This is a genomic window from Shewanella sp. WE21, assembly GCF_002966515.1.
In the GTDB taxonomy this organism is placed as follows: domain Bacteria; phylum Pseudomonadota; class Gammaproteobacteria; order Enterobacterales; family Shewanellaceae; genus Shewanella; species Shewanella oncorhynchi.
Map to the genome: position 1 here is coordinate 1,972,740 of NZ_CP023019.1, position 23,444 is coordinate 1,996,183.

A 23,444-nucleotide genomic window follows, 5' to 3' on the forward strand; every position below is an offset into this window, starting at 1 on the left:
GAAGATAGGAAGACGCAAACGCAGTTATTCGAATTTTCATCATTGAGTGATATGCCTTTAATGAGCATATCATGTTGTCAAAAAATAGGGATATTGAGTGATATGCTTCTAGCGCGGCCTATCATTTTTTTAAAAAATAGGGACATAGTATGAACGAATGTTTTCAAATAAATAAGCATAATACCCCCGAGTTAATTAGTGATCTACCTAGGTTGCTTGATGTCCCAGGACATTTTCATCCCGCCCCCTTTTTTATTACTAAAGAAATGTTTGGCGGACTCCCTCTAGCTCTGGCCGGTGGTCATATTGCACATCTGGTAGATCAAGCAGTTGCAGATGTACATTGCCATGATGTTGCTGAAATATATTTACTCTTGTCACCCGATGAGGGGGGGGCTGAAATTGATATTGAGGTTGAAGGTGAATTGTTCAAAGCAGTTTCTCCGGCGACATTTTATGTTCCAGCAAAAGCAAAACACAGATTTATTACAAGAAAAGCTCAACAGGGAAGTTATTGTCTAGGTATTTTACTTGAAAACAGTGTCGTTGAAACACCGGTTGCACCAACTGTGAAAAAAGTACTATGACGATATACAACAAAGGGATACCTGATGGTGATCTGCTGATCCGTGCACATTTAAATGAAAATCAATTTGGTATGACACCTGCGGTGTGGGACAACTTTGATCAGCAAAGAGCTAATCTTTACCCTGATCCTCAGTGTCTCGACATTCAGAAGCAAATTGCTGACTTTTATGGTGTTAGTACCGATATGGTACATGTCACCAATGGTACAGACGAAGTGATCCTCATGATCTCTATGGCTTTTTTAAGCCAGCAAGTGCCAGCTATCGTATCCGATTACAGTTTTCCAGGTTATGAAACCTCTGCCCGCATCTGTGGAGCCAATGTTCATTATGCCCCGCTCGATGGTTATGAGGTTCCCATAGCCCAAATGGGCACAATGTCCCAAGAGCAGCAATCGGTCATTTTTGTCTGTAACCCACATAATCCTACGGGGACCATGGTCTCACAAGAAGGCATTGCCAATTTAGTTAGTCAGGCCAGTCATACTGATTCTTTAGCTGTTTTTGATGAAGCTTATGCCGAGTTTGCTGGTGACGACTTTTGTTCGGCTATTGGACTTATTAAACAAGGTAAACGGGTAATGGTTACCCGAACTCTGTCTAAAGCCTATGGTCTTGGTGGTTTTCGTATCGGTTATGTAATAGGTCTTCCTGAAGACATAGCTAAAATAACCAAAGTCCATGCTGCACTGCCATTTGCTGTCAATCGATTGGCACAAAATGCCGCTAAGGTTGCCCTTAGCGATCAAACATTCTTACGACATTCGGTAGAACGTACTAGTGCCGCGAAAACGGCGTTTTATCAAGCTATGGACGCGGCAGGTATCGGTTATATCCATTCACATACCAATTTTATCTTGCTCAATATTAGCAATAAAGCACCGATGTTGAGCAGCGCTGAATTTGTTGAAAAGCTACAAGATGAATTCGGGGTACTTGTCCGAGATGCAGGGCTATTTAAATTGTACGGTCATATTCGTGTCTCCATGGTAGATGAACCCCATCAACAGGCACTGTGTAATGCCATTGTGTCTACGTACAAGAAATTAAGGGAGCAGTAGAATGATCATCGAAAATGATACACCACGGAGCATGAATCCTGATGAAGCTGACAGCCGACTACATTATGATTATGGCACTGGTTCTGAATATGAAAAAGAAATTGGTCTAGCACGGACCTTAGATGTATTGTGCCCAGAAAGCGAGTTAGTCTGCCATGATCAGCGAATGTTTCAGATGATCCATTTGAATTCTGAGCTTGCTTGGTACAACATTCATTTTGAACTGCGTCATGTAATTGCTTTGCTGGAACGTGGTGACTTTGCTGAATCTCACAGAATGTGTGAACGTGTCAGTCTATTAATGAATGTACCTATCTCAGGCATTGAAACCCTAATTGCTAGTATGTCACAGGTCAGCTTGTTAGAGTTTCGTAAACAGCTGCCTGAAAATGCCACCGGGGTTGACTCTCCTGGAATGAAAAACCTCCGCACAATTGCCCGTCTGGTGTGGAGTTCCTATGAAAAAGCATTAAAAAAATTAGATCACACTCCGGTTTCCCTCGGTGTGATCAGAGCTAGAAATGCAAACCATGAATTATCACCAGAGTTAATATGGCCAGTTCGTTTATTCGATGCTATTCAGCAGTTTGATATAAAAATCATGTCTTGGAAACAACTTCATCTACGCCTAGTGTGGACTCACCTTGGTGGAGCCGTTGCCAGTATGCAGGACAACAATAAGTCGGCAATGACTGCAGGGCTGGATGATGAAGAAGGCGAGAGTAGTGGTGGTTGTCCAATGGGGGCCGGTGTGATGCCTACTAGCCTCAGAGGGAAACCTATCTCTGTATTACAGAAAATTACGGCTATGCCGTTGTTCCAAAAGTTATGGCAGGTGCCTGATAAGGTTTATCAGGAAATGACCCAAGATGGCGAAGCATACTAAGGAAAGTATCACTTTTGGAGGGACATATGAGTGTAGAGTCAAGATTTGAGTTACCAGTCAGCATGGCCTCAACACATACATCTGGAGTATGCCGAACAGAGTTTCGTATCGATGTGCAGTTAACTGAGCTATTGCAAGCCATGGCTACAGCTAAAAATACCAGTGTACTGGTCATTATTGTGGCGGCGCTTAAGGGGCTAATAGTACGTTATACCAGTGAAACAGAGATAAGTATAGGGCTGAGAGAAACACAAAATTTGACATTGTGGCAAAGTGTTATCAGCGGTGATCTTTCATTGGATCAATTACTTGACACAGTGATCGCTTCACATAGTCAACCCATAGTCGCTCCATCTTTGCCGTTACAAGTTGTGGTGGGATTAAATACTTCGCTAGATGAGGCATCTTTCTCTGGAGAGTGGGGTATTGCTTTAGTAGAAAGTGAGCGCGATATAGTACTGAATTGGTACTTTGATAGTGCCCGTTTTGAATCATCATTAATTGACCGAGCCTTTGCTCACTTATTACAAATACTCAAACTCTTTGTCACTGAAGGATCGATAGTATTGTCCTTGGCAGAGATCCTTACCCAAGACGAGCGAGAAGAAATTCTAACCTGTTGGAATGATACTCAGTCACCACCGCTGTTTCCTAAACATCGTTTAATTCACCATGCCTTTGACGCACAGGTAGCGATCAATGATCAAGCTGTGGCACTGGTTTGTAATGGTGAGCAAATGAGTTATGGGCAATTGAATGAACGGGCAATAAAGCTTGCACACCATTTACGTCGTATAGGTGTCGGCCCAGGTAAATTGGTCGGTATCTGTCTGCCTCGTTCATTTGATGTTGTGGTTGCCATACTCGGTGTGGCGAAGGCTCAAGGCGCCTATGTACCCGTCGATATTGACTGGCCTGTGGAACGTATATCTAGGGTGCTTAATTCGGATGAGTTAAAAACGGTATGTTTCATTACCGATAGCTCACGTATGTGTTTAGCCCATGATTTACAATGGGATATTGATTCTCTTAAAGAAGTGGTCATCATAGATACCAGCACAGAATGCCCTGCTGCAGAGGGTTTTAATCAGGACTCTGTCAGTAGATTTTGGGATCAAATTTCAAGTTCAGCCAATGATCGTATTTCTGCTGCAGGATTTATCAGCGGTGGTGATGAGCCAGTCTTTAGTGAGAATGAAGTCGATCAATACCGCGATTTAATCGTCTCTTATGCTCAACCTTGGCTGGGAGATGAGGCAAATGTACTGGAAATTGGTTGTGGTTCTGGCCTGATTGGTTTTGAATTGGCGAAAATGGCGAGCCAATACATAGGTGTAGATCCGTCAGAGCAAACCCTGCAAAAAAACCGCACTATGGCAGAAGAGTTGGGCTTGTCTAACACCCATTTTCAAGCTGGCTTTGCCCATGAATTGGATGGTTTTACCAATAATTCCTTTGATTTGGTTGTGCTCGCCAGTGTGGTGCAATTTTTCCCTGGCCCACAGTACCTTAAAAATGTGCTAGAAAGTGCACTACAACGACTCGTCCCTGGTGGAGCGCTAATACTGGCTGATGTCATGGATCCTAAGGTTCGTAAAGGGCAAGAATTTCATGTTGCTCGGCAGTGGTTCGAACAATTTGCCGCACAACACTGTGATATTGCCAATATCACAGTTAATCAACGTAGTAAAAGTTTCGACAACGACTTAGGTCTGCGCTATGACATCATATTGCAGCGTGCTCTGGCTGGTCAAAAAAATAAACAAAAACACAAGCCTGTTGATCTACGTCGTATCACAACGGGATGGCACATTGACCGTTGCAGCACAGCAGCACTCAGCGAATGGGCACAACCACAGGATCCGGCTTATGTCATTTATACCTCAGGTTCTACAGGTCAACCTAAAGGGGTAGTCGTTAGACATGACTCGGCTATCAATGTTAATGCTTGGGTAAATAAACACTTTGACGTTAACGCCGATGACCGTTTGTTGTTTGTTGCCTCTGTGTGTTTTGATTTATCTGTCTATGATATTTTCGGGGTGCTCGGTGCTGGTGGCTCGCTGCATATCGCTCAGGATGCAGATTTACATGATCCGCAGCGTCTAGCTGACATACTTGAAAATGGCAGCATTACCATGTGGAATTCGGCGCCTGCCGGGTTGGCGCAATTAATGCCTTATTATGCTCGTAAAGCCGGTTCTGGTAGTGACAGTCTCAGGCTGGTGCTATTAAGCGGTGATTGGATCCCTATTTCACTTCCCGATACCCTGCACACCTTTTTTGTGAACGCAAAAATGATGGCTCTAGGTGGTGCAACCGAGGCCACTATTTGGTCAAACTACTACCCTATTACTCAAGTCAATCCGTTATGGGTGAGCATTCCTTACGGCAAACCTATTGCTAACGCCCGCTATTATGTGCTGGATGAGCATTTGCAACCTTGCCCGGTGGGTGTGCGAGGTGATTTGTTTATCGGTGATGCCTGTCTTGCTGCTGGTTATATCGATGATCCAGTGCTGAACCAGAGTAAGTTTATTGCCAATCCCTTTACTGGCAGCGGAAACTTGTATAAAACCGGCGATTTAGCCCGTTATTGGACCGACGGCAACCTTGAGTTTTTGGGTCGTATTGATAGTCAGGTCAAAATTAATGGTTATCGCATTGAATTGGGGGAAATAGAAGCTGCATTACTGAGTACTGCTATTGTAAGCGCCGCTGTGGCGGTTGTCCGTGAAGACGTGCCTGGCGATCGAAAAATAGTCCTGTACTACGTTGATGCGGTTGAAAATCCCGTTAATCAAAGTGCACTGTTGGCAAGTTTAAGGGCAAAGGTACCTGAATACATGATGCCTGCAGCATTAATGCGACTCGATGCTATTCCGTTGACGGCTAACAGCAAAGTTGCCCGTGACAAATTACCTATGCTCGAAGGAAATAAATCAGCGGCACCACGCAATGATATTGAGACTAAGTTACTGTTGATCTGGCAAAAATTATTGGGTATTGAACAGATTGGCATAGATGATCACTTTTTTCAGAATGGTGGTCATTCGATGATTCTGACCACGTTATTGTTTAGTATCGAAAGTGAGTTTGGCGTCAAAATGTCGTTTCGTGAAGGTTATCGTAATCCGACGATTGCACTGCAAGCTAAGCTGATTGAATCGGCTCGTGCCACAGAAATTAATGATGACTATCAATATGCTTTTGATTTGATGGTGGGTGACGAAGTGGCGACCTTTTATGTGGCGATTGAAGACTTCAATCCCGATGAGCTACCCGCTGGCGCTGTTAATATTCGAACCGTCAAAGGTGAGGATGAATGAGTATGATAATCAAGTATAAAGGTCGTAAATTATCCTTTGATAGTGTCCCGACTCCAGCCCAAATTGAACAGGCTTATAATCGAGCCGAAGCTGCGGTACTAAAAAAACATCCTGCCAGAGATGCTTATCCACTGTCGTTGGCACAGCAGCAAATTTGGTTTCAAGAACAAACTGTCCCTGGCACCACCACCTACAATGTACCTGTTGGATTGGCGATAGATGGCCCATTAAATATTCCGTCCTTCTATCAAGCGCTAGACATGGTCGTGATGCGCCATGACATTTTCCGCACCAGAATAACCATAGTTGATGGTACTCCCTCTTTGGTGCTAACTGATAAGGTAACAGCCAATTGCCCACTGATAGATTTGAGCCATCTGTCCCAATCTCGTCGTGAGCTAGCTTGCAAGCAACGCCAGGCACTCATTGCCGATACTGTCTTTGATTTTACGAATGGACCTATGATGGTTTTTGAGTTGGTCAAGTTGACGGGTGAGGCTTACCAGTTTATTGCAGTATTCCATCATTTGATCACCGACCAGCATTCTTTGCAATTATTTGTCAGTGAGTTGTTTGAATATTATGAAGCTCTATTGCAGGGGAAAGACAAGGCTTTACCTGCGCTGCCATTATCCTATATGGACTTTGTACTGTGGGAAAGCCATAGAGTCGAATCTGGTGCACTTGAGAGTGAGCAAAAAGCACTTATGGCACGTTTTTGTGGTGAATTACCAACATTGGATTTGTTACCTGATTATGTCCGTCAGAGTGAACCTAAATATGATGGTGGCTTTAGGCAACTTCCCACGGGGAAAAAATTGGCACTGCAAATTCGTCAACTAGCGGGTCAACAGGATTGCACCCCCTATGTTTTGGCTTTAAGTGCGCTGGCAGTGGTATTGTCTCGTTATACGAGTCAAACGGATTTGATCATAGGCACACCCTTTTCTGGTCGTATGGATGCTCAGATACAGGGGGTCATGGGTCTGTTTGTCAGCATGCAACCTATTCGCCTGGATTTGTCCGGTGCCCCCACATTTATGCAATTGATGGCGCATACCACAGAGCGGGTACTCGAAGCGGAAAATCACCAAAATTATCCATTACTGTATTTGATGCGGGATTTGAAAGTTGATCGCCAGTCAGGGCGTTCACCATTGTTCCAAACGATTTTTACCTATGAAGCGCACGGCCATAGTGGTAAATCCACCCATGGACTTGAGTTGACACCTATGTCGCTGATCCCCAGCAGTGCTAAGTTTGAAGTCTCTTTTACTTTTAGAGAAGAGCAGGATTGCGCAACGATAGCTGCTGATTTTCGTACCGATCTGTTTGATCCAAAAACCATAGAGAGTCTGTTACAACACTGGCTAAATACCCTCGAGACCCTTAGTTTTAAACCCAATACGAATACCCAAACTATGTCGTTGCTAAGGGCTGATGAAATTAAGCAGTTGACTCGAGACCCTCAAACTAACTGGCATAATACTTGCCCTGTTGCGACAGTGCACCAGTTGGTTGAACATATGGTTGAAAAACATCCAGAACAAATTGCAGTTGTGCATGGCGAACAAAGATTTACTTATCTTCACGTTAACGAAAGAGCCAATAAAATAGCCCGCTGGCTTAAAAAGCAGGGGATTGGCCGTGGTCAGATTGTGGTATTATTTTTTGAACGGGGTGTCGAAGCGGTTATTGCCATGTTGGCAGTACTTAAAGCTGGTGGCGCATATTTGCCTTTGGCGCCAGCCGATCCCCTTGAGCGTTTAACGTCGATTGTGACTGACTCAGGTGCGACAATCGGCTTGTGCGATAAATTATACTGTGATCTTGCTCGTCAGGCCGGATTAACGACACTGGGTAGTGATATTTTAGCGAGTCAGTACGCGACTGAGAGTGGCCTAAATTTATCAACAGATGTTACCGCTGATGACAGGATGAATGTCCTATATACCTCTGGTTCGACGGGTATGCCTAAAGGTGTTGTATTGCCACACCGAGGGATATTACGGTTAGTGTATCAGCCTAACTTCATTGATTTTTCTCCTGGTGAAGTGGCAATGCAGTTATGCCCACTTAATTTCGACGGGGCGACCTTTGAAATCTGGGGGATGCTGGCGAATGGTGGCACAATTGTGGTGGCGGATAAAAATGTGGTGTTGTCTCCTCGGGATCTGGCCAAAACCATTGATGAAGAGAATGTCACCACACTCATTCTGACAACCCCATTGCTGAATCGCTTAATTGAGGATGAGCCAGAGTCTCTGAGCCATTTACGTCATATTGTCTTTGGTGGTGAAATTGTCTCCAAACCGCATATGAACAAGGCGCTGCAATATTGCCAAGCTAATGTTTTATTGCATACCTATGGTCCGACTGAAAACTCTTTTACCTCGTGCTTCTATCCCATCAATACTATTCAGTCCAGCGCTTGGACTATTCCTATAGGTCAAGCTGTATCCCACACTGAGATTTATATTCTTGATGACCGTCAGCAACCTGTGCCTTTAGGGGTGGTAGGTGAAATTTATTTATCAGGTCAGGGATTGGCTGATGGTTATCTTAATGACCCTGAAAAAACCACCGAAAATTTTATTGCCAATCCGTTTGCCTATGATCAATTTACTCAGAAAATGTATCGCACTCGCGACCGAGGCAGAAGATTGCGCAGTGGTATGATTGAATTTGTCGGTAGAACTGACAACCAGGTCAAAATACGTAGCCAGCGAGTCGAAATCGGTGAAGTCGAAGAGGCTTTGCGTAAACACCAACTCGTCGCAGAATGTTTTGTCAATATTATCAATGGTAATGATGGGGGCAAACAATTAGTTGCTTATTTCGTGCCCATTGACAGCTCGGATCCTGGGATCTCTAAGATTGTTGATATGACGGCTGATATCATTAGTGATATCAGGGGGTCAATGCACAGATTATTACCTGACTATATGGTACCAACCCATATTGTTGCGCTGACATCTTTGCCACTTAACCCTAATGGGAAAGTCAATCGCCGCGCGTTACCTGCACCAGACATGATACAGAAGAATAGAGCGGAGAAGGCTAAAGGCAATTTAGCTTTAACTTCGTTACCTTTGACTACGACTTCATTTTCAGATGTGGCCGCTGTAGCTTTGGTTGAAAGTACCATTGAAAAAATCTGGCTAACTGTATTGGGCATTGACTCAGTCAAAATCACGGATAACTTTTTCGACATTGGTGGGCATTCACTGTCTTTAGTGAAAGTGCAGCAAGCGATTGAAAAAGCCACTGGGATATTACTGTCGATTGCAGATTTCTTCAACTATACCACTATCGAGGCATTAGCTATTGCTGTCTCGGCACAAATGCTGCCGAGTGCAAATCAGCAGCAAAGTCAGCCTAGCGCAGTGTCTGAGGAAAGACAGACTCGCTTAGCGGATGATGAAATGATTGCCATTGTCGGCATGGGGATCCGCGCGCCATTGGCAGACAACGTGGATGAATATTGGCAAAACCTCAAGGCTGGGCGAGATTGTATTACTCGCTTCAGTGAAGATGAGGTCAATGCTAAAACCAGAGCTCAGTTTGTGGATCATGGTGAGGCTTGGGTTAAAGCCGGTGGCTTACTTAATGATGTATATGGCTTTGACAATCATTTTTTTGGTATGAGTGAGTTTGAAGCTAAACAGATGGATCCACAGCAAAGAATATTGCTCGAATGTGTCGCCGATGCATTGGATGATGGCGGTCTCGGGGCACTGGCACGTAAAGAACGTATCAGTCTGTTTGTCGGGGCGACACCTAGTCACTATGGTGCTAATGCCGATGCTAGTGTTTCTGGTGCTGAAAGTCTGGTGGCTGAGGTCTCCTCCAACATTGCTTTTATTGCCACTCGTATTTCTCACCGCCTGAACCTTAAGGGTGAGAGCATCATGGTGAACACCTTGTGCTCAACGTCTCTTGTTGCCACGCATATGGCTGTTACATCACTGCTGACTGGCTCATCTGATTATGCTATTGCCGGAGGAGTAACTATTGAGGCTCCGCAAAAAGTGGGCTATTTGTATGAACCGAATTTCATTATGTCGCCCAACGGCCAATGTCGCACTTTCGACAAAGATGCTAATGGTACTGTGCCGGGCAATGGTGCGGGTGTGGTGCTGATGCGCCGATTATCAGATGCTCTGGCTGATGGGGATCCTATTCATGCCATTGTTCGTGCTTCGGCGGTTAATAACGATGGTCACGATAAGGTCGGTTACTATGCCCCTAGCGTTCAGGGGCAGGCAGAAGTGATTAAACGGGCTCATCAAATCGCGGGGATCAGCGCTGATTCGATTTCCTATGTGGAAGCCCATGGTACAGCGACCAAAATGGGTGATCCTATTGAAGTCAGTGCCTTGACCGAAGCTTTTAGTCAATCTACGAGTGCCAAGGGCTTTTGTGGTATAGGATCGGTTAAGTCCAACATAGGCCACCTCGGCGATGCTGCAGGAATCGCTGGATTAATCAAGACAGTGCTATGTTTGAAAAACGCCTATCTGCCTGCCAGTTTGCATTATGAAACACCCAACCCGAATATTGATTTAGCCAATTCCCCTTTTTATGTCATTGCAGAGGGGCAACCTTGGGCACAAGGGCAAGGTCCACGCCGAGCCGGTGTCAGCTCTTATGGTATTGGTGGTACTAATGCCCATGTCATTTTGGAGGAAGCGCCATGAGCAAGCTAAATAATCCTGCAGCCTTATTGGTCCCCCTTAGTGCTGCCACTGAAGATGCCTTGTTTGATGTAGTCTCGCGATTACTTAATTACCTTGAACAGCATCCTGATAAAGACCTTAGTGAGGTTGCTTTTACCTGCCAAACAGGTCGAGTCCACCATCAGTTCCGTGTCACATTCATCGTAACCCACCGTGACGAATTATTGGCACAATGCCGCAGTTTCATTCAACCTGATGCTATCGGAATTGATGTCACCCAAGTTAATGGATCCTTGGTGGTCAAAGCGCCCAAAGTCGCCTTTTTATTTCCAGGTCAAGGAAGTCAATATGTGGGAATGGGCAAACAGCTTTACCACTCATCGTTAGTATTTAGAAATGCTATCGATCGTTGTGCTGCCGTGCTCGACACGCTTTTACCCACACCATTGAATGGCATACTGTTTGATATGTCCGAGCCTGGGCGGATAAACGAGACTGCGATTACTCAGCCTGCTCTTTTTGCTCTTGAATATGCTTTGGCTCAACAGTGGATGGCATGGGGCTTTCGTCCTGATGTCGTGCTCGGCCATAGCCTAGGAGAATGGGTTGCCGCCTGTATTGGTGGTGCTTACAGTGTTGAAGATGCCTGTCATCTGGTCTTCCAGCGCGGAGCCTTGATGCAATCTCAGTGTCAAACGGGTGGTATGGCAAGTATTAGTGCAGCTGCTGATAAAGTTAATCCACTGCTGAGCTCATTTGATGTGGTTATCACAGCTTATAATGGCCCTGAAAATATTGTTATTGGTGGGCCTGTTCAGCAGATAGACGCTTGTCTTGCCGAACTTGAAGCATTAGATGTCCGTTGTCGCCCATTGAAAGTGTCCCATGCATTTCACTCTCCATTAATGGAACCTATGCTTGACGCTTTTTTCGAGCAGGTAAATGCGGTTGTTTGCTCAACTATGGCGATCCCCTTGATTTCAAATCTTGATGGCAAGGAGCGGCGCGAGCTTGATGCTCATTACTGGAGTCAGCAAATCAGGCAACCGGTGAATTTTGCGGCCTGCTTGGAGAAACTCCAACAGTTACAGATCAATGTTGTGATTGAGATCGGCCCTCACCCGACATTTTCTCGCCTAATAGAAGGAGATGCAGAACAGCCACCATTAGTGCTCAATTCACTGCGCCGAGATAAAGATGATATCCAATCACTTTATCAGACCCTTGGTCAGGCATGGTCCGGTGGTGTTGAATTGTCGTGGCAATCCTTGTATGACCAACCGCTGCCAAAACGTTTGCATCTTCCAAGTTATCCTTACCAACGTAAGTATCTGGCGATAGGTGAACATCCGATAGTGGAAACTCTTCGGGTAGCACCTAAGCGCAGAGCTGTACTTAGTCGCGAATCAGACTTGGTGGCCGTCGAAAAGGTACTTGTAACTATTTGGGAAGAAATTCTTTGCACTACAAATATCGCTGTCGATTCCGATTTCGAACAACTCGGCGCAGACTCATTGATTGCGGCGAAATTACTCGCTCGTACTAAGAGTGTCACCGGATTGAAATTGACGTTAGCAGAGATGTATCAACAGAAGAAGCTTGGCAATATCGCCAAATTAATGCACCAACGTCTGGCTAATAGTGAAATTGAAGAGCAGCAGGAAAGTGAACTAAACTATGAAAAGGCTGTAGAGCAGTTACCTCAGGCAGCTATGATATCAGCTCCACTTGAGCTTGTTCCACGACGTGACGTAAAGCATGTATTGTTGCTCGCAGCACATGGGTTTCTTGCCGCACATGTGCTCAACGAGCTGTACACCACCACCACGGCCCTCATCAGTTGTATCATTAATGCTGCGGATAGAAATGACTTTGAAGCCAGTTTACGCAATAATTTTGGCCATGATTTCAGCTCCCGGATTAAGGTATTTACTGCTTTAAGTCTTTTACCTAGTTCGGAAGTTGCGATTGATACAATTTTTGATGTTAGTCGTGTTGATATCACTGCCCATAGTAACGAAATGCTTAACTGGAGTCTGGATTATGTCATGACTCATACAGAGGTTCAGCTGCACTATGTTGATCCATTGATGGCATTACCAACCATGGATTTAATTGAACAGGCAAAAAATAATGGTGCGCAGGTGCATTTATATCGTACTGGCAATTTGATTGGTCATTCTGTTAGCGGGAAAATGAATGAAAACATTGCGGCCAACCCATTCTATAAAAAAGTCCAGTTGATTATCGAATCGGGTATTACCACTGAAGCAGGCCCTGTTATGGATATAACACCCGTTGATTTTATCGCTGCAGCCTTGATAGAACTAGCACAAAGGCAGTACACGAATAATCCTCAGTGGCATATTTATAATCCCAATGGCCTGGACAATGAAACTCTTAACGATGCGATCCGTTCGTTGGGATATTCTGTGGTGTCGGTACCCCAAGAGTACCAAAGGTTCTATAGTGAACTCACATCGTGCCATGAGAGTAAGCAAGCTATTGAGAGTGCAGGTGTTTACTGCCCACTTCCCGATAGAGATCTACTGATTCGTTTGCTGCAGAGCGGTATTAATAACAACGTCTTTACCCCACCGCCGCGTTGGGAACTTCGCCGCCAGATAAAACAATAAAACAATAAAACTAGGAATAATATGATGGATTATGAGACAGGGAAAAATCCCACAGTGCCACTACCTATGAGTGCAACTGCGGTATTTAATGGTTATGTCGGCGCCAACTTGATTTTTGCCTATGATCGTATTGGGCTTTTCAAGGTCCTTGGTCCAAAACAGCGTATGTCATTTAGACAATTAGCCAGTCAAATTCAATGTATAACTAATCGTTTTGAAGCTCTGCTCAACGCAGGTATTACATTTGGGTTCATTACTAAATGTGACGATGGACTTTATGCTTGGACTGAAGCAGGACAAGATATGTGTAAACATGTCGGCTACTTCACTTGGAGTGTCGGTGGTTACGGCAACTTCTTCCGTGAGCTTGGTACTTTGGTGGACAATAAAGAATGTTGGTCTGGGCTTCGGGATGGCTCTATGGTCGCACTGGGTTCTGATCAGGCTAATGCTAGCTTTATGCGAGAAATTTTCTATTCAGCATTGGACAATATTAAATTCTCACGTATTGCGGATTTTGGCTGTGGTAACGCAGGGCGTTTGATTGATGTATGCAAACGCTATGAAAACATGAGTGGTGTTGGTGTCGATATCGATTTGAATGCGGTACAACTGGCACGTAAAAACGTCAAAAATAATGGCCTGCAGGATTCTATCGACCTTTATTGTGAAGATGTGCTGATTGCAATAGAAGATCCCATGTTAAAAGCAAAATTGGCAGATGTTGAAGTGGTGACTTCATTTATGATGCTGCATGACTTGTTGAATATGGAAGGTCTTAAAGATGTTTTGTTTGACCGTCTACGCATGGCTTTCCCGTCAGTAAAATATTTTATTATTGCCGACACCGTCAGAATGGCATCGCCAGAAGGACTTAATGAACTACCAATTTTCAATATTGGTTTTGAATTACTGCACGGTTATATGGACGTCCAAATTCATGATAAGGAAAGTTACGATCATGTGTTTGAAAAGTCAGGGCTGACGATTGAGAAATGCATTCCGTTCGGCACTCCAAATACGTACCTTTACGTTCTGAAAGTGTAACTCATGGTGGAATTTTGTGAATTGCAACGAAGCCGGCAGTTGGAAGAGTGGAATGAACCGCCTTCAACCCACGTAAATGGCCAGTGTATTCATGAGCTGTTTGAAGCCCATGTTCGAAAAACCCCAGACGCGATTGCATTAATCTATGGTAATCAGGAATTAAGCTACCGTGAGCTTGACCTGAGATCCAACAGATTGGCTCATATTCTTAAGAAAAACGATGCTGGCACAGGAGCATTGGTGGGCGTCGGTATTGAACGTTCATTTGATATGATTATCAGTATTTTGGCGATACTGAAGGCGGGTGGTGCTTACGTACCACTCGATCCTGCCTATCCTGCTGCTCGGCTGCAATATATGATTGAACACAGTGGTCTTAAGCTTGTATTGACTCAAGCATCCTTAAGGGAATGCTGGAACAAGACCTCGATAATTTGTGTCGATGAACTGGCTGATAATGGGGATGTAAGTCCACTGGAACAGGTGTATGCCAAGGGGCTGGCGTATGTTATTTATACTTCAGGTTCAACGGGTACACCAAAGGGGGTTATGGGCCATCATCAGGGGTTATGTAATTTAGCTCTATGGCAAAATCAGGTATTAAAAGCGGCTTCTGGCAGTCGGATATTGCAATTTGCGTCACTAAGTTTTGATGCCGCGACGTGGGAAATAACTATGGCACTGTGTACTGGTGCAGCATTAATTCTTGCTCACCGCGACGTACTTACCTCTGCCAGCGCGCTGGCGCAGTTAATTGAAACACAACAGATAAGTCATGCCACTATTTCACCGACTATGCTGGCTTTACTTTCACCGAATAACTGCCCTTTAAAGGTGGTTATCTCGGCTGGTGAAGCATGTTCAGAGGCATTAGTGAAAAGTTGGGCATCAGTCTGTATGTTTGTTAATGCCTATGGTCCGACTGAATCAACTGTTTGCGCTACGATGAAAGTGTGTGAGCCTAATAGCATTGGCCGTCCTTCAATTGGTCGCCCCATCACCAATCATCGTGTCTATATTCTCGATCAACACCACCAATTGGTGGTCCCAGGTGAGTCTGGTGAGCTGTATATTGGTGGTGTTGGAGTCGCTTTGGGTTATCTCCATGATGAAACATTAAGTGCTGAGAAATTCGTTGAAGATCCGTTTTACCCTGATGAACGCATGTACCGCACTGGTGACAGAGGGCGTTATTGCGCTAATGGTGAAATTGACTTTTTAGGTCGTATGGATGATCAGATAAAACTCAGAGGCTATCGGATCGAATTAGGGGAAATTGAAGCGGCCCTCATCACTTATCCGGGGATAAAATCAGTTGCCGTTATTTTACGTGAAGATAAAGACAGTCCAAAGTGTTTGGTGGCATATATTGCTTCACCTGAACACCTATCGTCCAAGGCATTGCGTACTCATCTGCAAGATCAATTACCGGATTATATGATCCCCTCGGCTTTTGTCATTATGACTTCATTGCCATTGACGCCCAACGGCAAGATTAATCGCCGTGATCTGCCAGCCCCACAAGGAAGAGTCGGATTGTCAGGGGAATATATTGCTCCCCGTACTTCTGCAGAACTCTCCCTTTCGAAAATTTGGGCGGGAGTATTACAGTGTGATCAAGTGGGGATCCATGACAATTTTTTTGAATTGGGTGGTCACTCGTTACTTGCGATAAAAATCCTTGCTCGAGTCAAAATTGAACTCGGTGTGGAGCTAACATTATCGACATTATTTAATGCTCCTAGCGTGGCTCAAATGGCTACTTTGCTGACAGAAGCACTAGATGAAAGTGCTTTTTCATACCCGCCGATTAACGTTCGCTCTGCTGGCAGTGTGATCCCCCTATCGCCAGAGCAGAAGCAAATCTGGTTTGCCAGCCAAGTTTGTGATGATCCATCTGCGTTTAATGTCCCTATTGGATTGAATTTTCAGGGACCGTTAGATGCAGTGGTATTAAAGCAAAGTCTTACTGCGTTGGTGATGCGCCATGAAGTATTGCGTACCAGTTTTGCATTAGTGTCAGGGGTGCCACAGCAAATAGTACAAACCCACTCATCGTTTAAACTGACTGTGGTGCCGATTTATGCACTGCCCGAGGCGATGCAAAAGCAGCAAGCAGATAAAGCTAAGGACAAAGAAAGTGGCAAAGCCTTTGATCTATTAGCTGGTCCACTGTTTCGCGGTACTCTGCTAGTTCTGGGTGAGCAAGAGCATAGTCTATTGCTCAGTTCACATCATCTGGTCTTCGATGGCTGGTCCCATACCTTATTTGTTCAAGAGTTATTTGAGATTTATCAGGCAAAATTGGCTGAGCGTGAACCTGAATTGGTACAGCTAGAAGTACAGTTTGGTGATTACGTATTGTGGCAGCAGGCATTGCTTGAAGGGGAGCGTCGGCAGCAACTCGAACAATATTGGATTGGCCAGCTTAGGGGCTATAAAACGGATAGTGAACTATCTACTGACTTTGAACGCCCTCCATTTCGGTCATATCAAGGTGTAGCTGCCAATATAATAGTACCAGAGGCCTTGTTACAACCGCTGCGCTCACTGACTCGTCAGTTCGGTGTTAGCTCGTACATGACATTATTGTCGGCTTTTTATGTGTTGCTAATGCGGCAAACTGGCCATAGTGATTTTGTCGTGGGCGGTACCGCGGCTAACCGACATACCCCTGCCATTCAAGGGGTAATTGGACTATTTGTCAATATGGTGCCACTGAGGATTAACACAGCAGGTTATACCCATTTTGGCACCTTGCTTGGTGGTGTTCGCGATGTTGTGTTAGCCGCTGAAGCACATCAGGATCTGCCATTTGAGCAACTAGTTCAGGCCTTACACTTGCCCCATGATCCAAGTCGTATGCCACTGTTTCAGAGTGTTTTTCGCTATGAGACTATGACGGCTGCGAAGGTAATTGGTCAGACTGGGCTATCAGTGCAAACATTCAACCCCGATTCAGCCAGTGTTAAATTGGATCTGGAAATTGTTGCCACAGAGTCTGATGACGCACTCGTCATAAGTGTTCAGTACGATATTGCTCTGTTCAGTGCCGAATACATAGACACCTTACTGAGAAATTATATCAATACGCTTGAGCTTGTGGTCAGCGAGCCTGAGACAGCATTTGAACACATGGAGTTCCACCAATGAATACCTGGATCACTCGTTCGACCAAAGGAGTGAATTCTCCTCGTTATCGGCTATTTTGTTTCCCGTTTGCTGGTGGCTCAGCTGCTACCTTCCGTGATTGGCCGCAAGGGTTAATGTCAGAAGTCGAAATTTGCAGTATCAATTTACCTGGACGTGGTGCCCGGTTTGAGGATGCCGCTATTGATAACATGGATCAATTAACTGATGCACTGATTGAGGCACTCAAAGGCGAAATGGACAGGCCATTTTTCTTTTTTGGACACAGTATGGGAGCCATGGTGGCTTTTGAGCTAGCACGTAAATTACGCCAGCTCGGGTGTCGAATACCCGAACATCTGTTTTTATCAGGGCGGCCCGCTCCTAAGCGTGTACCCGCCAGTCACATGCCCGAACCTGTGCCTGATGAAGGTCTAATAGCTATGCTTGCAGCGCTTAATGGTACGCAACAAGGCGTGCTTGAAAATGCCGAATTACTCGAATTCATGTTACCGCCACTACGGGCTGACATGACATTGGTGCAAACCCATAGTTATGCTCCACAAGCCCCATTAAGTAGTAGTTTAACCATTTTTAGCGGTGAGTCGGATCCGACCCTAACTGATGATGATCTCAAGCGCTGGCGTTATCAAACCAGTGCTGCTTTTCGTCTTCATATCCTTCCTGGTGATCATTTTTTCCTAAATACGAGCCGTGAAGCTTTACTCAGTATTATCGATCAGAAACTCAGAACATACAGGGACAATGACTCAGAGTAGACGGCAGAGTCACCCTTATTTTTAAAGAAAAAAGAGAATGAAAATGAATCAAGAAAAATTGATAGGCACTTGGGAATTTGTGTCTTGTGTCGCAAAAACATCAACCGGAGAAGTGAATTACCCATGGGGTCAAGATTCATCGGGTTTGCTTACCTATACCGCTGATGGTTATGTGTTTGTTTCGCGAATGAGTGTGGCTTTAAAAGAAGCTGCAAGCAAACTGGTTCCAGGAAGTCAGGAAGAAGCACTAGCTGTTGTGGCTGGGTTTGAAGCCTACAGCGGTAAATACACAGTTAAAGATAATTTGGTGACTCATCATGTACAGATGTGTTCGACCCCAGTCCATTGTGGAACCGAACAGTCACGATACTTTGAGTTTAATGGTGATGAGATTTCATTGACGACTAAACCAGTTGAATTTGAAGGCGTTACCCATACAGCATATCTGGTATGGCGCCGGGTTCAACCTTGAGCTTAGGGTTAATCTATAAACACAATAAAATAGGAACTCATAATGTTACATAATTACTGGTATCCGCTGTTGTTTGCAGTTGATTTCCCCGCCGCTACACCTGTTGCTGTCACCTTGTTTGGTGAACCTTTGGTATTATTTCGGGATGCAAGTGGTGTTCCTCAATGTTTGGCTGATCGTTGTGCACATCGCTCTGTGCCCTTATCTTTAGGCCAAGTGTGCGATGGCAAAATAGAGTGTATGTATCATGGTTGGAAGTTTAGTGGACAAGGAAAATGTGAGCATATTCCAAGTCTCGAAGAAGGTGAAAAAATACCCAGCAAAGCCAATGTTCCCAGCAAAGTAACATTGGAGCGCGATGGGCTTATCTGGGTGTGGGCTGGTGAGACGTTCGAAGCGGATGTTAATAAAATTCCAGTTTATCCGCAAATGGACTCAGATCAATGGATAGTTGCCAAAGGAACTATGGATCTTGAGGTAGATTATTCTCTATTAATTGAGAATCTGGTCGACCCGAGCCATGTGCCTTTCGTTCATCGTAATACTCTGGCACATCCTGGGTTGGCGCAGCCATTAGATTGTGAAATCCAGCGTTTTCCAAATGGTGGTTTACGTGGTGAATTTAAAGCCACTCGTATACCTCCGTTGCCAGTACCTGACTTCTTTGAATTTGAGCCACCTTGCCATGTCCGCGTAGGTAAGCATGATGGTTCCATTGCACGTTTGTTTCACTGTGTTCCTAGTGCGCCTGGTAAAGTAAGGTTTATCTGGTGGCTGGCATTTGAAATTTCGAAGCTTGATGAGAAAACGCGTAGTCTACTGGCAGATCCTAAAGAAGCTGCGTCTTGGCTAAAGATGGTTGAAGATAGTCAATTGCAAATTTATACTGAAGATTTTGTGATGCTGAATGCTCAGCAGCTGCGGATAAACCAAAATGCATTGGCGTTTGCCTGCCCCGTTAGTGTTGATAAGTTTGCTCATAGTGTACGTCAGTGGCGACTTAAGAATGAGGGTGATACAACTTGGTTTAAAGGTTATTAATCGACATTAACACTAGATATTATGGTGGCAAAACAATAGCCACCATAATAATAAATAGTTAAACCAAATCTAAACGCCAATTGAATAAATCATCAGTTTCACCGGCTTTGATAAATTGATTGCGTTCTAAAATAGTGTAAGAGGCAACATTGCTTTTATCGGTTGAAGCTATAATAGCTTTTACTTTAGACTGTTTTCTTGCCCAGCCAATCATACCTTCTAGTGCTTCAATCATAAAACGCTTACCTCTAAAATCTTCGTAGGTACCATAACCCACTTCGATTTCACCATTTTCATTAGGTTCGCCAAAAAAACAAATATCACCAATCATAGTATTTTCTTGCTTATCAATCGCAGACCATAGCGTTGAGTATAAGTAGTTTTTATCTGGATTTGCGACACTTGGTAAGATCACTTTTTCAAGGGCATCTTTAAGCTCATTGGATATGGTCATTGTAGTCTTATTGACGTTTAGTTCCGTCTCTAAAGAGTGGTCAGCCATAACATATTTACTTAGTTGGTCGTAAGTCAAAGGCATTAGTATAAGTCTTTGTGTTTCAATCATATTTTCGTACTTTCCCTGTTAAGTCGACTGTTGCCAATATAGCATGGTCTCGTAAGGATTGTATATGTGGAATCTTTGTAAATTGAAGGCTATATCTAGATAAAGAGGTTAACCGAAAACTGGATCAATAATGTCTCATCTACCTAGAAATATGTTCAGGTCGAATTCCATCAGACACTTAATTTTGAGACAGTATTGTCAATAAACTAAGAGGTCTATATGAGTCTGAAAAGGCACATAATAGTTGCTATTCTTGGTTGGTACGTTATTTTCCATTTCAAAAATTATTGTGGTTGGAATTGGATCTTATAGCGAGCATAGATTGATTAAAATGTGCTATTTATGACACGCTTACCTTCAACTTGAATTATTTTTGATAAATATTGACCAATATTTAAGTATCAAATGGAATATTGATATCTTAATGCTTACATCTTGGATTTGGGGGGTGAGTTGCACTAGGCAAGTTTGATCCCTAACAGCATTTTGGGACATCTTGATAAGTGAGTAAAATCCTTTAACGAGGTGAACTATATTAACACAGAAAAGACGCAAAATTCATACTGCTGAATTTAAAGAAGAAGCATTAAGGCTCGCCGATAAAATTTGGGGGCTGCAGTGGTCTGAAGAATCCCCTGATGATTTTCAGATAAATCATTAGAGTAGAGTGAACTTGCATTTTGATACTGTGATTGGCTCTGTCTTTAATGAAAACGGCAATATAGAACGTTTTGTCGCATTAAGAACCGACATCACAGAGCGTAAATTGGCGCAGATTGAGAAAAACAAGTCGGGTTCGTTATTAACGAACGTACTCGATGCCGCCTCAGAAATGTCTATCATCGCAACGAACAAAAAGGGAATGATCACGATTTTCAATCGTGGGGCCGAGCAATTACTCGGTTACGCTGCCGTGGATGATGATCGGGCTATCAACACTCGCACCGCTACATTTGCCCGAGGAAGTCGCGGCAAGATCGGCTGAATTGTCCAGTGAGCATGGTGAAGATATTCAAGGCTTCGATGTCTTCGTGTATAAAGCGAGAACCTTCGGTTCTAAAACGTGCAGAAAGAGTTTTATTAGAGACAGATGGCCCATTTGCTAAGGTCTGTGGAGAGATACAGTTTCCTTCCAATGTTATTGAGGTTATGAATTATCTATCCATTTATTGCGAGATATCAAATGATTGTGATTCATAATCAACTTAGACGTCACCTTAAAGGCTGTTAACAAATAGCTAAAGTTAGTCAATTATGGTTTCGTTTTCGACGTCACTACGGGCAAACTTTATTGTCTCATTTTGCTCTTACGGGCAAACACTATTGTCACTACACAAGTCTCTAACTTGCAAGAGTAATGAGTTTAAAACCCTGACTGTTTGAACTCATCAAAGCCAATCTTCTAGCTAAATCAGCAAGGCGGCTGAATCGTATATTGCGTTATATACATTGCCACTGCTTCCCCAGTGACACGCCGCCCTTTTATTTCACAAGAAGTAGCCCTATAGGCTCGACAGCAAAATCTGCTGTATATGACTCTTGATTACAAGAATCGAATGTTGCGATCACATAGATGTGAATGAGCATCCATGCCGCCAACAATCACTGTTGCAACAGTGGCAATCTTAACGACCACTGAACTGTTCATCTGGCTAAAAGATATTGCCCCAAAACTAGATAAGTTTGTCGTCAGGTGTACAGGATGAATTGTCATTGTTTCCACTGTGGCACGCCATAAACTCATCCCTGAGGGCTCGACGGCGGCATCCATGCCGCCAACGGTCACAGTTGCCACAATGCCAATCTTTACGACCATTGAACTGTTCATCTGGCTAAAAGCTTTTGCCCCAAAGTGGGTTTTGCAGTTCAAAAGGGGAATAGGTCAAGTAAAGCTTTGCCTATATAAAAGTTGATGGTTCGACTTAGAAGTGATGTACCCCATCTTTTTTGTAGTTTGAATGCGTTAATCAAAATCAAAGTCGTGGGGCTTCACCCCACACCCGACCAAGGAGGACTGCTCGTCCTATCCTCCTTGGATGCTCCAAGACGCCCCCAACGGAGTTGAAAGCCCCTTGTGCTCATTGACAAATTTGCTATCACTTCCGAAGGATGCGTCCCTGCACCTGCGAAAGCTAGCTCGCCATCCATGGCGAGACTCACGCAATTTGTCTATTCGCCCTGCGGCAACTCCAAGGGGAGGTGTATTCCTTGGAGTTTTGAGTCGTTAGATAGCGATTCATCAGCAAAAAAATAAGCGTGAAAGAACGAGAAAGCTAAAACGATATCAAGTGATTACCCATCAAACTGTATAAAAACCTCTACCGCAAAAAAGCAAATTCCTATAGCATCATTTATACCAATTGACACGGATGTGGCAGCGGCCAAGTCCAACAAGCGATTTATGCCCTGCAAACAGCGCAGCGCATAAATACTAAGACGTTAGGACTATATAAGGAAATATCATGCTTAAGCTTTTAAATGTTTTCTCCGTAAGCCTTGTTCTATTTCTTTCCGGTTGCTCTAAGCCAGGACTGGAATTAACGAAAGAGCAATATGGAGAAAAGTGGCCATTAACCGTTTCATCAGGGCATGTAGAATGCAAAAATAATGCTGTTATTTTTCATTCTAATGGAAAAACATATGCTGTAAATGGTGTGGCTAAAACTCAAGGTTACTCTGAAATTAATGCAATCTGGAAAGATGACCCCGCATTTTTTGAAATGGCAGCCGAAATTGCTAAGGCAGAAAATACTGCTGCTGATGAAGTTATAAAATCAATGGGATCGCCAACCAAAATTAGTATTAGTCCAGTTTTGGATAGCGGCCTTAAATTATGCAAGTAATGAAATTTGCCCGTCCTAACAAGGTGCGGCACTCGGGGCCTGCGGCGCTCACAAGTTCGCGCGCATGCGCACGGCGTTAATTTATAGAAATTTTAATCCGAAACTCAAAAATTAGAGTTAGGAATCTAACACGCTTTTGTCCAAAAACGAGTCACATATCTTCTTTAAAACAAACAGGTTACACCGATGTTAAACAGGAGAGCCATGGTGATTAGCGAGACGAACGTCCGCCCCATGGACGGGGCGGTCGAGCATCCACGGATGGGCTACTGCGTGTCGTCGAGCAAATACCATGGCTCGCCTATAATTCAGCGCTTTCAGAGCCAACTCAATTACCTCGCAGGCTCAGCGTTACAAACCTCTGATAGTCTGTAAATTTGTTGTATCACA

16 protein-coding genes are annotated in these 23,444 nt (G+C 44.1%); 14 read left to right on the plus strand and 2 right to left on the minus strand.

Features of this window, described 5'->3' with window-relative positions; translation table 11 throughout:
• Positions 1–149 precede the first annotated feature (149 nt).
• The 11 genes from CKQ84_RS08415 to CKQ84_RS08465 are packed head-to-tail and all read left to right on the plus strand — an operon-like array spanning position 150 to position 19,646.
• Positions 150–587 carry a hypothetical protein gene (locus CKQ84_RS08415; protein ID WP_049821807.1) on the plus strand — a complete coding sequence of 146 codons (438 nt, stop codon included), beginning with the start codon at positions 150–152 and terminating at the stop codon, positions 585–587.
• Positions 584–1,648, plus strand: a complete 1,065-nt coding sequence (locus tag CKQ84_RS08420) for a histidinol-phosphate transaminase (protein WP_105250890.1) — start codon at positions 584–586, stop codon at positions 1,646–1,648. Before CKQ84_RS08415 ends, CKQ84_RS08420 begins: the two co-directional genes overlap by 4 nt.
• Before the next feature lies 1 nt (position 1,649).
• The gene (locus CKQ84_RS08425; RefSeq protein ID WP_105250891.1) at positions 1,650–2,534 is read left to right on the plus strand and encodes a hypothetical protein; all 885 of its coding nucleotides are present in this window, start codon (positions 1,650–1,652) and stop codon (positions 2,532–2,534) included.
• Positions 2,535–2,560: 26 nt separating this feature from the next.
• Positions 2,561–5,863 carry an amino acid adenylation domain-containing protein gene (locus tag CKQ84_RS08430; RefSeq protein ID WP_105250892.1) on the plus strand — a complete coding sequence of 1,101 codons (3,303 nt, stop codon included), beginning with the start codon at positions 2,561–2,563 and terminating at the stop codon, positions 5,861–5,863.
• Complete coding sequence (locus CKQ84_RS08435; protein ID WP_105250893.1) at positions 5,860–10,563, plus strand: non-ribosomal peptide synthetase; 4,704 nt, start codon at positions 5,860–5,862, stop codon at positions 10,561–10,563. The genes CKQ84_RS08430 and CKQ84_RS08435 overlap by 4 nt, the downstream gene beginning before the upstream one ends.
• Complete coding sequence (locus CKQ84_RS08440) at positions 10,560–13,178, plus strand: acyltransferase domain-containing protein (protein WP_105250894.1); 2,619 nt, start codon at positions 10,560–10,562, stop codon at positions 13,176–13,178. Before CKQ84_RS08435 ends, CKQ84_RS08440 begins: the two co-directional genes overlap by 4 nt.
• Positions 13,179–13,202: 24 nt before the next feature.
• On the plus strand, positions 13,203–14,225 hold the full coding sequence (locus tag CKQ84_RS08445; protein WP_216822577.1) for a methyltransferase: 1,023 nt from the start codon (positions 13,203–13,205) through the stop codon (positions 14,223–14,225).
• 3 nt (positions 14,226–14,228) lie between these two features.
• Positions 14,229–17,378 (plus strand): non-ribosomal peptide synthetase, encoded by a 3,150-nt coding sequence (locus CKQ84_RS08450; RefSeq protein ID WP_105250896.1) that lies wholly within the window; start codon positions 14,229–14,231, stop codon positions 17,376–17,378.
• Positions 17,375–18,133: a thioesterase II family protein gene (locus CKQ84_RS08455; protein ID WP_105250897.1), complete on the plus strand. Its 759-nt coding sequence runs from the start codon at positions 17,375–17,377 to the stop codon at positions 18,131–18,133. The genes CKQ84_RS08450 and CKQ84_RS08455 overlap by 4 nt, the downstream gene beginning before the upstream one ends.
• Positions 18,134–18,176: 43 nt before the next feature.
• On the plus strand, positions 18,177–18,605 hold the full coding sequence (locus tag CKQ84_RS08460; protein ID WP_158683030.1) for a lipocalin-like domain-containing protein: 429 nt from the start codon (positions 18,177–18,179) through the stop codon (positions 18,603–18,605).
• 42 nt (positions 18,606–18,647) lie between these two features.
• Positions 18,648–19,646 carry a Rieske 2Fe-2S domain-containing protein gene (locus CKQ84_RS08465; RefSeq protein WP_105250899.1) on the plus strand — a complete coding sequence of 333 codons (999 nt, stop codon included), beginning with the start codon at positions 18,648–18,650 and terminating at the stop codon, positions 19,644–19,646.
• Positions 19,647–19,704: 58 nt separating this feature from the next.
• Here the strand turns inward: CKQ84_RS08465 and CKQ84_RS08470 are convergent, their stop codons facing one another.
• Positions 19,705–20,211, minus strand: a complete 507-nt coding sequence (locus tag CKQ84_RS08470; RefSeq protein ID WP_105250900.1) for a GNAT family N-acetyltransferase — start codon at positions 20,209–20,211, stop codon at positions 19,705–19,707.
• Positions 20,212–20,878: 667 nt separating this feature from the next.
• Between CKQ84_RS08470 and CKQ84_RS08475 the strand changes: the two genes are divergently transcribed.
• On the plus strand, positions 20,879–21,196 hold the full coding sequence (locus CKQ84_RS08475; RefSeq protein ID WP_254053177.1) for a cell wall metabolism sensor histidine kinase WalK: 318 nt from the start codon (positions 20,879–20,881) through the stop codon (positions 21,194–21,196).
• Between the two features lie 558 nt (positions 21,197–21,754).
• Here the strand turns inward: CKQ84_RS08475 and CKQ84_RS08480 are convergent.
• Positions 21,755–22,027 carry a hypothetical protein gene (locus CKQ84_RS08480; protein WP_105250901.1) on the minus strand — a complete coding sequence of 91 codons (273 nt, stop codon included), beginning with the start codon at positions 22,025–22,027 and terminating at the stop codon, positions 21,755–21,757.
• A 646-nt stretch (positions 22,028–22,673) separates the two neighbouring features.
• On the opposite strand from CKQ84_RS08480, the gene CKQ84_RS08490 reads away from it, so the two are divergent.
• Positions 22,674–23,054, plus strand: a complete 381-nt coding sequence (locus tag CKQ84_RS08490; RefSeq protein ID WP_105250902.1) for a DUF2511 domain-containing protein — start codon at positions 22,674–22,676, stop codon at positions 23,052–23,054.
• Positions 23,055–23,240: 186 nt separating this feature from the next.
• Positions 23,241–23,429 (plus strand): hypothetical protein, encoded by a 189-nt coding sequence (locus tag CKQ84_RS23870; protein WP_173913129.1) that lies wholly within the window; start codon positions 23,241–23,243, stop codon positions 23,427–23,429.
• Positions 23,430–23,444 lie beyond the last annotated feature (15 nt).

Bases quoted from the DNA above. Each gene is read 5' to 3' on its own strand.
- CKQ84_RS08415 (WP_049821807.1), top strand. From the start codon at position 150: ATGAACGAATGTTTTCAAATAAATAAGCATAATACCCCCGAGTTAATT.
- CKQ84_RS08420 (WP_105250890.1), top strand. From the start codon at position 584: ATGACGATATACAACAAAGGGATACCTGATGGTGATCTGCTGATCCGT.
- CKQ84_RS08425 (WP_105250891.1), top strand. From the start codon at position 1,650: ATGATCATCGAAAATGATACACCACGGAGCATGAATCCTGATGAAGCT.
- CKQ84_RS08430 (WP_105250892.1), top strand. From the start codon at position 2,561: ATGAGTGTAGAGTCAAGATTTGAGTTACCAGTCAGCATGGCCTCAACA.
- CKQ84_RS08435 (WP_105250893.1), top strand. From the start codon at position 5,860: ATGAGTATGATAATCAAGTATAAAGGTCGTAAATTATCCTTTGATAGT.
- CKQ84_RS08440 (WP_105250894.1), top strand. From the start codon at position 10,560: ATGAGCAAGCTAAATAATCCTGCAGCCTTATTGGTCCCCCTTAGTGCT.
- CKQ84_RS08445 (WP_216822577.1), top strand. From the start codon at position 13,203: ATGGATTATGAGACAGGGAAAAATCCCACAGTGCCACTACCTATGAGT.
- CKQ84_RS08450 (WP_105250896.1), top strand. From the start codon at position 14,229: ATGGTGGAATTTTGTGAATTGCAACGAAGCCGGCAGTTGGAAGAGTGG.
- CKQ84_RS08455 (WP_105250897.1), top strand. From the start codon at position 17,375: ATGAATACCTGGATCACTCGTTCGACCAAAGGAGTGAATTCTCCTCGT.
- CKQ84_RS08460 (WP_158683030.1), top strand. From the start codon at position 18,177: ATGAATCAAGAAAAATTGATAGGCACTTGGGAATTTGTGTCTTGTGTC.
- CKQ84_RS08465 (WP_105250899.1), top strand. From the start codon at position 18,648: ATGTTACATAATTACTGGTATCCGCTGTTGTTTGCAGTTGATTTCCCC.
- CKQ84_RS08470 (WP_105250900.1), bottom strand. From the start codon at position 20,211: ATGATTGAAACACAAAGACTTATACTAATGCCTTTGACTTACGACCAA.
- CKQ84_RS08480 (WP_105250901.1), bottom strand. From the start codon at position 22,027: ATGGTCGTAAAGATTGGCATTGTGGCAACTGTGACCGTTGGCGGCATG.
- CKQ84_RS08490 (WP_105250902.1), top strand. From the start codon at position 22,674: ATGCTTAAGCTTTTAAATGTTTTCTCCGTAAGCCTTGTTCTATTTCTT.
- CKQ84_RS23870 (WP_173913129.1), top strand. From the start codon at position 23,241: ATGTTAAACAGGAGAGCCATGGTGATTAGCGAGACGAACGTCCGCCCC.